At 46.0% G+C, this 13,374-nt stretch carries 12 protein-coding genes; all 12 read right to left on the minus strand.

The genetic code is table 11. The annotated features are described in order from the left end of the window. Positions 1 to 33: 33 nt before the first annotated feature. The 12 genes from prfB to NE638_RS04830 all read right to left on the minus strand — a co-directional run bounded on the left by prfB (position 34) and on the right by NE638_RS04830 (position 13,296). Positions 34 to 1,153, minus strand: a protein-coding gene (gene prfB, locus NE638_RS04775; RefSeq protein ID WP_110104007.1) for a peptide chain release factor 2 whose coding sequence is annotated in 2 segments (ribosomal slippage) — positions 34 to 1,077 and positions 1,079 to 1,153 — 1,119 coding nt in all. Because the reading frame shifts where the segments join, the coding sequence is not laid out codon by codon here. Between the two features lie 73 nt (positions 1,154 to 1,226). After that, positions 1,227 to 2,060 carry a carbon-nitrogen hydrolase family protein gene (locus tag NE638_RS04780; protein WP_118608875.1) on the minus strand — a complete coding sequence of 278 codons (834 nt, stop codon included), beginning with the start codon at positions 2,058 to 2,060 and terminating at the stop codon, positions 1,227 to 1,229. 255 nt (positions 2,061 to 2,315) lie between these two features. Next, on the minus strand, positions 2,316 to 4,895 hold the full coding sequence (secA, locus tag NE638_RS04785; protein ID WP_021652694.1) for a preprotein translocase subunit SecA: 2,580 nt from the start codon (positions 4,893 to 4,895) through the stop codon (positions 2,316 to 2,318). A gap of 232 nt (positions 4,896 to 5,127) precedes the next feature. Beyond that, positions 5,128 to 6,939, minus strand: coding sequence for a fibronectin type III domain-containing protein (locus tag NE638_RS04790; RefSeq protein WP_118608876.1), 1,812 nt, complete (start codon positions 6,937 to 6,939; stop codon positions 5,128 to 5,130). A 70-nt stretch (positions 6,940 to 7,009) separates the two neighbouring features. Continuing rightward, entirely contained in the window at positions 7,010 to 7,903 is an 894-nt protein-coding gene (locus NE638_RS04795) for a hypothetical protein (protein WP_118608877.1), read from the minus strand. Positions 7,904 to 8,045: 142 nt separating this feature from the next. Then, positions 8,046 to 8,573, minus strand: coding sequence for a ribosome hibernation-promoting factor, HPF/YfiA family (hpf, locus tag NE638_RS04800; RefSeq protein ID WP_015526242.1), 528 nt, complete (start codon positions 8,571 to 8,573; stop codon positions 8,046 to 8,048). A 247-nt stretch (positions 8,574 to 8,820) separates the two neighbouring features. Further along, a complete protein-coding gene (gene hisA, locus NE638_RS04805) occupies positions 8,821 to 9,591 on the minus strand; it encodes a phosphoribosylformimino-5-aminoimidazole carboxamide ribotide isomerase (protein ID WP_015526243.1) in 771 nt (256 codons plus the stop codon). Between the two features lie 80 nt (positions 9,592 to 9,671). Further along, positions 9,672 to 10,130, minus strand: coding sequence for a hypothetical protein (locus NE638_RS04810; RefSeq protein ID WP_021652687.1), 459 nt, complete (start codon positions 10,128 to 10,130; stop codon positions 9,672 to 9,674). A gap of 178 nt (positions 10,131 to 10,308) precedes the next feature. Further along, a complete protein-coding gene (gene dapB / locus NE638_RS04815) occupies positions 10,309 to 11,064 on the minus strand; it encodes a 4-hydroxy-tetrahydrodipicolinate reductase (protein WP_015526245.1) in 756 nt (251 codons plus the stop codon). 35 nt (positions 11,065 to 11,099) lie between these two features. Next, the gene (dapA, locus tag NE638_RS04820; protein ID WP_015526246.1) at positions 11,100 to 11,996 is read right to left on the minus strand and encodes a 4-hydroxy-tetrahydrodipicolinate synthase; all 897 of its coding nucleotides are present in this window, start codon (positions 11,994 to 11,996) and stop codon (positions 11,100 to 11,102) included. A gap of 35 nt (positions 11,997 to 12,031) precedes the next feature. Beyond that, on the minus strand, positions 12,032 to 12,538 hold the full coding sequence (locus NE638_RS04825; RefSeq protein ID WP_015526247.1) for a cob(I)yrinic acid a,c-diamide adenosyltransferase: 507 nt from the start codon (positions 12,536 to 12,538) through the stop codon (positions 12,032 to 12,034). Positions 12,539 to 12,669: 131 nt separating this feature from the next. Then, positions 12,670 to 13,296: a single-stranded DNA-binding protein gene (locus tag NE638_RS04830; RefSeq protein ID WP_015526248.1), complete on the minus strand. Its 627-nt coding sequence runs from the start codon at positions 13,294 to 13,296 to the stop codon at positions 12,670 to 12,672. Between the last annotated feature and the right edge of the window lie 78 nt (positions 13,297 to 13,374).

Raw genomic sequence — 13,374 nt, forward strand, 5'->3', positions numbered from 1 at the left:
TCTCTGTCTTTATGGGGTTCCGTGACAGTAATGTTATTCTTTCTTTTTCGCCAGCGCGATCCATTTCAGGTATGCATTGATAAAAATGTCAATACCACCGTCCAGAACTGCGTCAACATTACCGGTTTCTTCATTGGTTCTATGGTCTTTTACCATGGTGTATGGCTGCAGGACATAGGAACGGATCTGGTTTCCCCAGCCGATATCTGTCACTTCGCCTCGAATGCCGGAAAGCTTCTCCTCGGCTTCCTGCTGTTTCAGCAGATACAGCTTGGCCTTCAGCATCTGCATAGCCTTGTCCTTATTCATGTGCTGAGAACGTTCATTCTGGCACTGTACCACGATTCCTGTTGGGAAATGGGTGATACGGATCGCAGAGGATGTCTTGTTGATATGCTGTCCACCGGCACCACTGCTTCGGTAGGTATCGATACGGATATCGTCGTCATTGATCTCTACGTCCAGATCCTTCTTGATATCCGGCATAACATCACAGGATACAAATGAAGTCTGTCTCTTTCCTGCTGCATTAAACGGAGAAATACGTACAAGACGGTGAACACCCTTCTCGGATTTCAGATAACCGTAGGCGTTCTCTCCGTTCACCTGGAAGGTTACGGATTTCACACCGGCCTCATCACCGTCAAGGTAATCCAGGACCTCCAGCGCAAAGCCCTTCTTCTCCGCCCATCTGCTGTACATACGATAAAGCATTCCGCACCAGTCGCAAGCCTCTGTTCCGCCGGCTCCTGCGTTCAGCTTGATGATGGCGTTCTCTCCGTCGTACTCTCCGGAAAGGAGTGTCTTCACACGGATGCTGTCAAAGCTTGCCTGGAACTCGTCCAGCATTTCCTGGATCTCAGGGACGATCTCAGGATCATTCTCCTCATATCCCATCTCGATCATGGTTTCCATATCTTCCATCTGTGTTTCCAGATTATGGTATGTCTCAATATCGTCCTTGAGACTCTTTAACTGTTTCATCTTCATCTGGGATGCTTCCGCATTATCCCAGAAATCAGGCGCTTCCATCTCGCGCTCTAATTCTTCGACCTTCTGCTCTTTGTTAGCGAGGTCAAAGTGAATCCCTCACTTCCACTAATGGCTCTGTGTATGTTGCAAGAATACTCTTGAACTGATCTAACTCAACCACAGCTTCACCTTCTTTCTATATATTGATACAGGATTTCCTGCCTGTCTTATACAATACCATATGGGCATGGAAATTACAACGAAAACGTGGTCAGGGCGTAAATATCCTCTCTCCTGTGCTTCAGAAGCGGCAGCTGCTCCCGGACTTTTTTTACCTCGTCCAGATCCAGTTCCACTATCTCCACGTCCGGCTTTTCTTCCATTTCCATGAGGACTTTTCCCCAGGGGTCTGCGGCAATGGAGTGACCCCAGGAATGATACCCGGCGTTCAGGTCTCTGGCTGGTGCAGCTCCGATGGTGTATACCTGGTTATCCACGGCTCTCTGGCGGAACATCAGCTCCCAGTGAAGGGGCCCTGTTGTCATGTTAAAAGCAGCCGGCACGATGATTACCTGGGCGCCTTCGTCCACCATCAGCCTGGCAAGCTCCGGAAAACGGAAGTCGTAGCAGATGCAAAGGCCCATCTTACCAAATTCTGTATCAAAAACCGTCACCTGGTCTCCCGGTGTCAGGGTATCGGATTCTTTAAAATACTGACCGCCTTTTACATCAATGTCAAAAAGATGCATCTTCCGGTGCTTACCGATCTGATGACCATTTCTGTCAAAAACATAGGAAGTGTTATAAATATTGCCGGCTTCATCTCTCTCCGGCATACTTCCGGCTACGAGATAAATTCCGTGTTCTGCCGCCAGCCTGGAGCATTTTTCCCAGGTATCTCCGCCCTCAATTTCGGCATATTCCGGAAAGTATTTATTTTCGTAGGGGCAGCAGAACATTTCGGGCAGGACTGCCAGATCGATCCCCTGAAGCTCCGGGCTGGCAAGAAGTTCTGCTGCCTGGGTGATATTGCGAAATTTATCAGTATATACATGTGTCTGGAGAATTGCAGTTTTTATAATTGCCATATTATCATATCCCTTCTCTTACAGCGAAAATTAAGTATCTGCCATATTGGCGCAGGATGACTTTCTCATATGCAGGGCGAGGGAATGAAGCGTATCGGTGGCTACGGCGATTGACGACAACGCAGCATATGAAAAATCAGACAAGTCTATATGACGGTTATTTAATATTCGCTGTACTCTGTTCCTGTGTAACAGAAATTCCAGAAAAAATAGCCCCACCGCATCATCCGGGTGAGACTATTTTTATCTTCCTTCTCAGATCTTGGCAGCCTTACGTCCGCAGCACTGTTTGTATTTCTTGCCGCTTCCGCATGGGCACGGATCATTCGGGTATACTTTATCTTCTTTTCGCTGAACCGGTTTCTTCGGGCCTGCGCTGTCATCTTTGTTTGTGCCGGTTACCTTAGCAACCTGCTCACGCTCGATCTTCTGCTCCACATGAACATGATACAGCATACGTACAGTGTCTTCCTGAATGGAGCTGATCATGCTGTTAAACATCTCGAATGCGTTCATCTTGTACTCAACAACCGGATCTCTCTGGCCGTATGCCATCAGACCGATACCCTGACGGAGCATTTCCATATCATCGATGTGATCCATCCATTTGCTGTCGATGCATTTCAGAAGGACAACTCGCTCAAGCTCACGAAGCTGTTCCGGTTCCGGGAACTCAGCCTCCTTCGCTTCATAAAGCTTCACAGCCTCTTCCTTCACAATATGCTTGATCTCATCTTTCTTATGGCCTTTTACCTTCTCTGCGGTCAGCGGGTGGATCGGGATGATCGGAGTGATCGCAGTGTTGAACTCATTAAGATCCCACTCAGAAGAATCCATGTCATCGGAGAAGCACATGTCTGTCATGCTGTCTACGATATCTGTGATCATCTTGTAGATGGCATCACGCATATTCTCACCGTCAAGTACCTGGCGGCGCTCCTCATAGATGATCTCTCTCTGCTCATTGTTAACCTGGTCATAGTCGAGAAGGTTTTTACGGATACCGAAGTTGTTGAACTCGATCTTCTCCTGGGCTTTCTCGATGGCATTGGAAAGCATCTTGTGCTCGATCTGCTCATTCTCCTCAACACCAAGGGATGTGAACACCTTCATCAGTCTCTCGGAACCAAACAGACGCATCAGGTCATCCTCAAGGGAAATGTAGAAACGGGATTCACCCGGATCTCCCTGTCGTCCGGAACGTCCACGGAGCTGGTTATCGATACGTCTTGACTCATGACGCTCGGTACCGATGATCTTCAGACCGCCGGCCTCTCTTGCCACATCGTCAAGCTTGATATCGGTACCACGGCCTGCCATGTTGGTCGCGATGGTAACGGCATCTGCCTGTCCTGCCTGAGCTACGATCTCAGCCTCAAGCTCATGGAACTTGGCATTCAATACATTGTGGGGGATTCCCTCTCTCTTCAGCATTCTGCTGAGAAGCTCGGAAGTCTCGATGGTGATCGTACCAACCAATACCGGCTGATGTTTTGCGTGAGCTTCCTTAACTGCCTCTACAACGGCGTTGAATTTCTCTTTCTTTGTCATGTAAACAGCATCGTCAAGGTCTTTACGCTGTACTACACGGTTGGTCGGGATCTCTACAACGTCCATGCCGTAGATATCACGGAACTCTTTTTCTTCGGTAAGGGCTGTACCTGTCATACCGCCTTTTTTGTCATATTTGTTGAAAAAGTTCTGGAAGGTAATGGTTGCGAGAGTCTTGCTCTCTCTCTTAACCTTCACATGCTCTTTCGCCTCGATCGCCTGATGAAGACCATCGGAGTAACGACGGCCCGGCATGATACGTCCGGTAAACTCATCAACGATCAGGATCTCGTCATCTTTTACAACATAATCCTGATCCTTGTGCATCAGATTATGTGCACGAAGTGCAAGGATGATGTTGTGCTGGATCTCCAGGTTTTCCGGATCTGCCAGGTTCTCGATATTAAAGAATTTCTCAACCTTCTTGATACCCTGCTCGGTAAGGTTGACGATCTTATCTTTCTCATTTACAACGAAGTCACCGGTCTCGATAACCTCCTCACCCATGATGGCTGCCATCTTGGTCATCTCATGGCTGGCCTCACCACGCTCCAGCTGCTGTGCAAGGATATCGCACACCTCATAAAGCTTGGTGGACTTGCCGCTCTGTCCGGAAATGATCAGAGGTGTACGTGCCTCATCGATCAGGACAGAGTCGATCTCATCGATGATACAGTAGTGAAGATCTCTCTGAACAAGCTGTTCTTTATAGATGACCATATTGTCACGAAGATAATCAAATCCAAGTTCGTTGTTTGTTACGTATGTGATGTCACATCCGTATGCCGCACGACGCTCTTCCGGCTTCATGTCGTTAAGTACCACGCCTACAGTCAGGCCAAGGAACTCGTGAACCTTACCCATCCACTCAGCATCTCGTTTTGCCAGGTAGTCGTTGACGGTTACGATGTGGACACCTTTTCCCTCAAGGGCATTCAGATATGCAGGAAGTGTGGAAACAAGAGTTTTACCTTCACCTGTTTTCATCTCGGCGATACGGCCCTGGTGAAGGATGATACCACCGATGATCTGTACACGGTAATGCTCCATTCCAAGTACACGCTTGGCTGCCTCACGTACGGTGGCAAATGCCTCCGGAAGAAGATCATCCAGTGTTGCACCTTCTGCAAGACGTTTCTTATATTCTCTTGTCTTGTCTCGTAACTGCTCATCCGTAAGCTGCTGCATCTGAGACTGATAGCTCTCGGTTTTTTCAACCAGCGGCATGATACGTTTTACCTCACGCTGGCTGCGGGTTCCAAATACTTTTGAAAAAACATTCATGTTTCTGCTCCAATCATTTTATTCGAATAAGACTGCTGTCTCTGATCTGTCCAATTTTGGATCATTCCAGTTCTCTGTTGATATCCGTTATACTGGATCACATATGGTATATATTCTACCACTTTCCTGTTATAAAAACAATGAACAATTATTTAACAAATCATGTCAGGAACAACAGAAAATATCCCGCATAGGATCCTGTTTTCGAGGATCCCGCGGGATATTACAGATCTTATTTCCTTACTTTTGCATTTTTCACACTGCTCCAGGCACCGTAATATGTCTTTCCGCTCACTTTTTTGTATGCACGGATACGAACATAATAAGTGCTTCCCTTTTTCAAACCGGAAAGTGTTCGGGTCAGTGCACTGGTGGACACTGTTCTGGCCCCTCTCATGGACCTTGAGGCCGCATACTGGATCTGATAGCCGGAAGCGCCAGCTGCTTTTTTCCAGCGGACAGTCAGCTTCCCGGAAGCCTTGCTGGACGGTTTGTACTGCACCGGAGCTGTCAGACGGACGATCCGGCTGCCGTTTTTGTTATAAGCACTTAAAGCAGAGCCCTTGTATGCGCGGACTGTATAGGTATACATGGTTCCTGCTTTTACTGATCCGTCTGTATAGACCAGCGTATTGCTTCCGCTTACGGTAGCGATATTGACCCACTTGCTGCTGTTTCCGGCCCTTCGATAGATCTTGTAGCCGGAAGCATTTGCAGCTCTTTTCCATTTGAAGACGATGCCGGCAGGACTGTTGGAAGTGCCGGATAACCCGGGCGTGGTAAGCTTTACCGTTGTAAGGGACGCGGAACGGAACTGGTATACGGCTGACTGTACTTCATCAGTCTTTTTCCATTCAGCTTTCTGATAAACATACTTCTGGAAAAAGATATACATGTTATAAGTTGCGGCTTTGTTTATTCCTTTGGCAGATCCGATCCGCCATGTAGTATTCTTCCTGTTATCGGTTGGATTTGGTGAAGTACTCCAGTAAACCGGCACCCACTTCACATCTCCGGGCCCGGGATTTGTATTCGTAGTTCCCGCACCGGTCACGGTAAAATTATAATATTTATTCGGAGTAAATTTCAACGGAGAATCCAGCCCTCTGACGACACTTTCTCTGACATCCGGTATAGAAGGTGTATAGGTCGGTGTCGGCGTTACACCGTAATCCGGAGGTGCAGATGTAAGTGTAGGTTCAGGTGTCGATGTCACATTGTAAGCTGGACGAATCCCTCTGGAATTCAGTCTTAACTTTTTCAGTCCGCTAGTTCTGCCATCCGTGCCCAGTACCTTAAGATACAGATCAAATTCTTTCTCTATATCCAGATTCTTAAGATATATCACAAAGCTTCTGTTTGCGGTAACCACCACACGAGAGCTACCCATATCAAGCTTCGGAACAACAGATGTTCCGTCCTTTTTTCTCGCTACAGCTTTGTAGTAGCAGGCTCCGTTTGCATCAACTTTAAGTGTCACATTTACAGAACTGCGGCTTACCCATTTTTCTCCGGTCCATTTTACGTTTATTTTTGGCACCGGTGTTGGTGTCACTGTCAGTTCAGGATCCGCTGTCGGTGGCACTGTCGGTTCCGGACCCGCTGTCGGTGGCACTGTCAGCTCCGGAGCTGACGCTGACATAGCTTCTGCGTTTTCTTCTTCCATACTGTCTCCTGCTTCTTCAGGTATCAGTTCTGTCAATAATACTTCCGGATCATCCTCACTGGAGATTTCTTCTGAAACTCCTTCCTCAGCTCCGCCGAAAGCATCCTCGCTGTTCTCCGCGTTTTCCACATCTTCCATGGTTGCATCGGAAGAGTTATCCACCATTTCCTCAGAAATATCCTCACTGTCTTCTGTAGGCTGCTCAGTATCTCCCACAGGCTCTGTAGTTTCCTCTGCGGAAAACAGCTCCTGGCTGTCCGCAGTATTTTCTGTGATTTCTGCATCACCGCTGCCAAACTCTGCAGCCATACCGGTTGCCGGAAGCACCGTCACACAAAGCGCGGCACTTAAAAAAAGTGCCAGAACTTTTTTCTTCATTTACCTTCCTCCTTTTCTCCGTGAGTTACATATTTGTTATGTCAAGGAGATATTCGCACTCCACACAGTATTATTTTTCAGAAAGTGGGGCTGACTGAAACTTGTACTGTACAGACTGTATCTTATCCGTAGACTGCCATTTGGAATCCTTGCAGGTATATTTGCGGAAGAAAACATACAGATTAAAAGTTCCCTCCTGGTCGATTCCTTCCTTGGAACCGATCTTCCAGGTGCTTCGGATCCGGTTGGAATTCGGATTCGCAGATGTGCTCCAGTAAACAGGCACCCACTTAATGTCTCCGTTTTCCGGATCCTCATTATCGGTACCGGCACCGATAACCTTAAAATCATAAAATGTATCCGGGTAGAATTCCAGAGGAGAATCCAGCCCCTCTACCGTACTGTCCTCTGCCTTTGGTTTGGATGCTTTATGTTTTTTCTCAGAATCTGTTTTTTTCGCCGGGCGGCTGTCCTGATCCAGCTCCATCCGCTTCAGATCACTTAATTTCCCATTCTCATCCTCAATCTGGATATACAGATCAACTGCCTGGTCTGTATCCAGGTCTGCAAGTGTGATCCCGAACTCTTCATCCTCACTGATCAAAACCTCATCATTCACGGTATTTCCGGTCTCGATCTGAGGCACCTGGGGATTTCCGTCTTCCCCCCGCTCTGCCCATTTATAATAGCAGACGCCGTTAACGGCTGACGTAAGCGTTATCTCTGCCTGGGAATAGCTGTCCCATTTAAATCCTGTCCATTGTATTTCTGACTTTTGGGAATCCTTTGTATTGTTTTCTCCGGAACTCAGTTCCAGGTCCTCCACAGTCTGTTCTTTTATGGTGTCACCACTGTTAAATTCCGCTGCCATACAGGTAGCCGGTATCATGGTCATACCAAGAGCTACACTTAAGATCACCACAGGAAGCTTCTTTTTCCATTCTCCTTTCGCATATGTCTTCATTATATAATTCTCCCCTATTGCTTGCAACAGAAAAGAAGCCTGATTTTGCTGTGACATAAAAGGCTCCGGAAACCTGCCGATTTCTCACACAGATTCCCGGAGCCTTCCATTCAATATTCAGTTGTGATAATAAAATCCCCTATCAGAACTCTGGTTCGATCAGTCCGTAAGTATTTCCTTTACGTTTATAAACTACGTTAACCTGCTCTGTCTCAGCATTAAAGAATACAAAGAAATTATGTCCGAGAAGCTCCATCTGTACGCATGCATCTTCCGGATACATTGGTTTGATCCCGAATTTCTTGGTACGGATGATCTTAACTTCCTCATCCTCTTCATAATCCTTATCAAGGTATGCCTTCTGGAAGTTTGTGGATTCCTGCTGCTTGTCAACGATCTTGTTCTTGTATTTACGAAGCTGACGCTCAATTACCTCTTCAACCAGATCGATGGATACATACATATCATTGCTTACCTGCTCGGAACGGATAATGTTACCTTTCACAGGGATCGTTACCTCGATCTTCTGGCGATCCTTCTCAACGCTTAAGGTTACTGAAATCTCAGTTTCAGGAGTGAAATACCTTTCAAGTTTACCAAGCTTGTCCTCAACAGCTGTTTTAAGTCCTTCGGTTACTGCTATATTCTTTCCACTAATAATAAATTTCATGACTTCCATCCCCTTTGCTGTTTTATGTTGCTATTATAACATATTAAATTGAATTTTAACATCACTTTTCAAAAATTTCATAAATTTTTTCCAAATTTATTCGATATATTCCTTCAAAATGTTTTTTTTGTCGTGAATGCGCAACTATTAGAGTATTTCATCTAATTAATTCATTACAAATGTATATCTGCACACCAGTGCCAGAAGATTGATGGGACAAAAGCATCTGCTTCACTATTTGTATATACTATTTCATTTTAGCCAGAGCTTCAAAGGGTATACTTCCGCCAAAAATATCCAAAGCACTGCCAACAGTCACATCCAGTCTGCCCTGACCTGCTTTTCGAAGCTCTTCAATATCTGCCATAGAACCCACACCGCCTGCATAGGTCACCGGATGGGCTGTATACTGTCCCAGAAGCTTTGCAAGCTCTGTTTCCACACCTCGGGCCTTTCCTTCCACATCCACTGCATGGACCAGAAATTCGTCGCAGAAGCTTCCAAGCCTTTCCATCAGCTCCGGTGTCACGATCTCTTCTGTAAATTTCTGCCATCGGTCTGTGACAATATAATATTTGCCATCTTTTTTGCGGCAGCTCAGGTCAAGTACAAGATGTTCTTTCCCTGCAGCATCACGGATCTTCTCCAGATTTTCCCAGGAGATCACTCCGTTTTTAAACACATAGGAGGTTACGATCACGTGGCTGGCGCCAGCCTCCAGATATTCTGCCGCATTCTCCGGGCAGATGCCGCCTCCGATCTGAAGCCCTCCGGGATATTTTCCCAGAGCCTGAAGTGCCTGGGCTTTCGTTGCTTCATAGTTCGGGGAATCCTTTCCGTTCAGAAGGATCACATGACCGCCCTTTAATCCTGCCTTCTTATAAAGCTCTGCATAGAATGCCGCATCCTGCTCTGACACAAAATTTTCTGCCGCCTGATCCCCCTGATCCTTCAGGCTTCCTCCTACGATCTGTTTTACCTTTCCGTTATGTATATCAATGCATGGTCTGAATTTCATAATCCTGTCCTCCATTTTCTTTCCATGCACTGATAATAGCATCTGAAACAGTTTTATGCAATGCTGTGGTAAAATATCTGTTATCTTCCTTCTACCGCATTTCCCACTGCGTTTCCGATATCATCCACTGCATTACCTACGCCGTCGCCAAGGTCCTTTACACTGTCACCCAGCTCACCGGATACAGTTCCGTCATTTTCGTTTCTGTCAGCATCCGCAGCTCCGGGTGCTGCTGTCCCGTTATTTCCATTTCCTGCAGGCGTCACGGTAATATTTCCATCGGACATCTCATTGTTATCCGTGCCGGAATCCTTAATGCTCTCTCCATTGTCCTTCACACCGTCATTGTCTGCTTTTTCTTCCATAGTTTCATCTTCTGCGGCAGTATTTTCGTTTGTATCTTTTTCCTTATCCTTCGTGTTTTTATCTTTTTCATCCACTGTTTCATCCGCATTGTTTACCTCTGTGCCGCAGGCTGTAAATGTACACAGAGACAGGGTAAGCAAAGTACCAAAAAGAATCGCCTTCCATTTTTTCATATGATCTTCTCCTTTTTCTAAAAAATTCTGTATTCCTAATATGGCACTTTTTCCGCTATCCTATTCTGGGAAAAATTTCAAAAACCGCAATTTCATCAAAAAAAGACGGGGTCCGATCTTACACGAACCCCGTCTGTATTACCTGTATTTTATTCTGTTGCGGCTCAATCTGTCAGAATCAGCCGATCACGTCACTCATATCATAACGTCCTGCCGGTTTGCCGGCAAGGAATTTGGCTGCTTCTACAGCACCTTTTCCAAAAATAGCCTTGGAATATGCAGTATGCTTGAACTCGATCACTTCGTCCTGACCTGCAAAAATTATCTCATGCTCACCTACGATAGTTCCACCGCGAACTGCGGAGATACCGATCTCCTTATCATCGCGTTTTTCACGTTTCTGGCTGCGGTCATATACATAATGATACTGATTATCCATAGCTTCATTAATGCTGTCTGCCAGCGCAAGTGCAGTACCACTTGGTGCGTCTAATTTCAGGCGGTGATGCTTCTCTACGATCTCCATATCAAAGCCTGCAGCTGCAAGAACCTTAGCTGCGTCCTGAACCAGCTTCAGAAGTGTGTTGATACCAAGAGACATGTTTGCGGATTTCAGCACTGCTACCTTTCGGGATGTTTCTTCCACTTTTGCAAGCTGCTCCTGGCTTAAACCGGTACTGCATAGAACAACCGGGATCTGGCGTGCCGCGCTGTACTCAAGAAGCTTGTCTGTTGCCTTTGCGGAAGAAAAATCAATGATCGCATCTGCCTCTACCTGACATGCGTCAATATCGGTAAATACCGGATAGCTGTTTTTTCCCTGATCTGCAATATCAATACCTGCTACGATCTCAGCATCCGGATCTTTCTCCACAATGCCGCTGATGACCTGGCCCATATGTCCGTTGCAGCCGTGCATGATGATTTTTACCATAGTATATTCTCCTTTACCTTTCGCTTACAGTCAGATCATTTAGCAAGCTTAAGGCCGAATTTCTCGATCTCTTTTGCAAGAGCTGCCTTTGTGTCCTCTTCCATCTCGCAGAGCGGCATACGAAGCGGCCCTACGTTCATTCCCATAAGGTTCATAGCTGTCTTAACAGGAATCGGGTTTACTTCGCTGAACAGCGCATTGATCAGCGGAAGAGCTTTCAGCTGATCCTCTGTTGCTCCCTTGGTGTCGCCGTCGAAATATTTCATGACCATGTCATGTGTAAACTTCGGTGCAACGTTGGAAAGTACGGAAATAACTCCAAGTCCGCCAAGAGAAAGAATCGGAAGTACCTGATCATCATTTCCGGAGTAAAGCTCAAGCTGTCCGTCTGCCAGAGACATCATCTTGGCGATCTGGGAAAGATCTCCTGTTGCTTCCTTGATTCCGACAATGTTCTTTACATTCTTTGCAAGGTAAGCTGCTGTAGCCGGCTGGATGTTGCAGCCTGTACGGCTCGGTACGTTGTACATGATGAGCGGAGTTTCCGGAACTGCATTGGCAATTGCTGTGTAATGAGCGATAAGACCCTTCTGTGTAGCCTTGTTATAGTAAGGTGTTACAATAAGAAGAGCGTCTGCGCCATAGGAAGCTGCTTCCTTGGACATCATGATCGCTGTCTCTGTACAATTGGAACCTGTTCCTGCGATAACAGGCACACGTTTGTTAACTTTATCAATTGTGAACTTAATTGTCTGAAGATGTTCTCCGTGTGTCAGAGTAGAAGATTCTCCTGTTGTTCCACAGATAACGATGGCGTCTGTGCTGTTCGCAATCTGATCCTCAAGGATCTCCTCAAGTTTCTCAAAATTCACTTTACCGTCTTCATGCATAGGTGTTACGATTGCAACGCCTGTTCCTTTAAAAATTGCCATTTGTCTTCCTCCTTCTTTCTTCTGTGAAATATTACTTATTCCCGTTCCTGGTCAGTCAGCTCTGTTGTTATCGTGGTAATACTATCCACATAGGGCTTCAAAGCATCCGGAAGCCAGCGTCCGGTCATAATTATATGCATACTTTCATCCTTCTGCTTAAGCATATCGATGATCGTCTCAACTGGAGCGATTCCTTTATCCATAAGCCCGAGGATCTCATCCAGCAGCAGAAAATCACACTCTCTGGTAGCAATTACCTTCCGTGCGAAATTAAGGCCATTGAGAATATTGGTTCTCTCTTCTGCCTTTTCCTGCTCACTCAGGTCATTATAGCAGGTGTCCATTTTTTCGAAACGGAAAATCTTGAAATCAAAATTATCCAGTTCCTCAAGGAAATCCAATTCTCTGCGTTCCCTGCCCTTGAGGAACTGTATGATGATCACACTTTTTCCCTGTGTAGCAAAGCGCAGCCCCCGGCCTACAGCCAGAGTTGTCTTTCCTTTCCCGTTCCCGCAATAAACCTCTGTTATTTCTCTTTCCATGATTTTTCCTCTTACTGTTAGTGAAACCGGTAATTCCCCATTTTTCTAATTTTTTTAATATTACCGCAGATTGGCTGGAAATGCAAGTGTTACCTTAATGTTCTCACCACTATTCCAAAATATATCCAATGTTACTCAACATATTCCAATTTACTCACCGAAACTTCATAGGCAATCCTTTTTTCTGTTTCGTTTTCACTAATCCGTTTCATGTACTCCCTGCTCTGGATCCTGCCCCAGATCAGTACATGCCCGCCTACTTCAAAAGCAGAAGCATATCTGGCATTTCTTCCCCAGCATATACATGGTATGTAATCGGATTTTCCGTAAGGTCGATTGACTGCCATCAGAAGATCTGCGATTTCTCTTCCCAACGGTGTTTTTCTGTATACAGGCGGTTTACAAATATATCCGTCCAGAAAGATCTGATTGACCGGCACAGTTTCTTCTTCCTCCCCCACAAACTTCACTTCCCGGGCAAAGACTGAAAGCACAAGCCGGTTTCTCTTTTCTTCATGACGGTTATAGGATCGGAACTGTCCGTGGATCTCGATATATTCTCCCACATAATCCTGTGTGATATCGATCAGCCGCTCAGACACCATCACCGGGATCCTGTCCTCCGAATCGCTGAGACGTTTTACCAGGATATCCATCATGTAAAATCCTTCTCCAAAGACCTGATGGCTGAAAGTAAACCCCGTAGCGATCCGTCCCATAACGGATACCTGATTGTTTTCAATAATTTTATCTGCCATAATAAGTAGCTCTCCTTCCTCTTCGTGTATTTCGTCTATATCAATCTATGTGTATTTGCGGTATAATATGCCTGAAAA

The organism is Blautia sp. MSK.18.38 (assembly GCF_024460535.1).
Lineage (GTDB): Bacteria > Bacillota > Clostridia > Lachnospirales > Lachnospiraceae > Blautia_A > Blautia_A fusiformis.

Bases quoted from the DNA above. Each gene is read 5' to 3' on its own strand.
- NE638_RS04825 (WP_015526247.1), bottom strand. From the start codon at position 12,538: ATGGAAAGAGAAATAACAGAGGTTTATTGCGGGAACGGGAAAGGAAAG.
- secA (WP_021652694.1), bottom strand. From the start codon at position 4,895: ATGAATGTTTTTTCAAAAGTATTTGGAACCCGCAGCCAGCGTGAGGTA.
- hisA (WP_015526243.1), bottom strand. From the start codon at position 9,591: ATGAAATTCAGACCATGCATTGATATACATAACGGAAAGGTAAAACAG.
- dapB (WP_015526245.1), bottom strand. From the start codon at position 11,064: ATGGTAAAAATCATCATGCACGGCTGCAACGGACATATGGGCCAGGTC.
- NE638_RS04780 (WP_118608875.1), bottom strand. From the start codon at position 2,060: ATGGCAATTATAAAAACTGCAATTCTCCAGACACATGTATATACTGAT.
- NE638_RS04795 (WP_118608877.1), bottom strand. From the start codon at position 7,903: ATGAAGACATATGCGAAAGGAGAATGGAAAAAGAAGCTTCCTGTGGTG.
- dapA (WP_015526246.1), bottom strand. From the start codon at position 11,996: ATGGCAATTTTTAAAGGAACAGGCGTTGCAATCGTAACACCTATGCAT.
- hpf (WP_015526242.1), bottom strand. From the start codon at position 8,573: ATGAAATTTATTATTAGTGGAAAGAATATAGCAGTAACCGAAGGACTT.
- NE638_RS04790 (WP_118608876.1), bottom strand. From the start codon at position 6,939: ATGAAGAAAAAAGTTCTGGCACTTTTTTTAAGTGCCGCGCTTTGTGTG.
- NE638_RS04830 (WP_015526248.1), bottom strand. From the start codon at position 13,296: ATGGCAGATAAAATTATTGAAAACAATCAGGTATCCGTTATGGGACGG.
- NE638_RS04810 (WP_021652687.1), bottom strand. From the start codon at position 10,130: ATGAAAAAATGGAAGGCGATTCTTTTTGGTACTTTGCTTACCCTGTCT.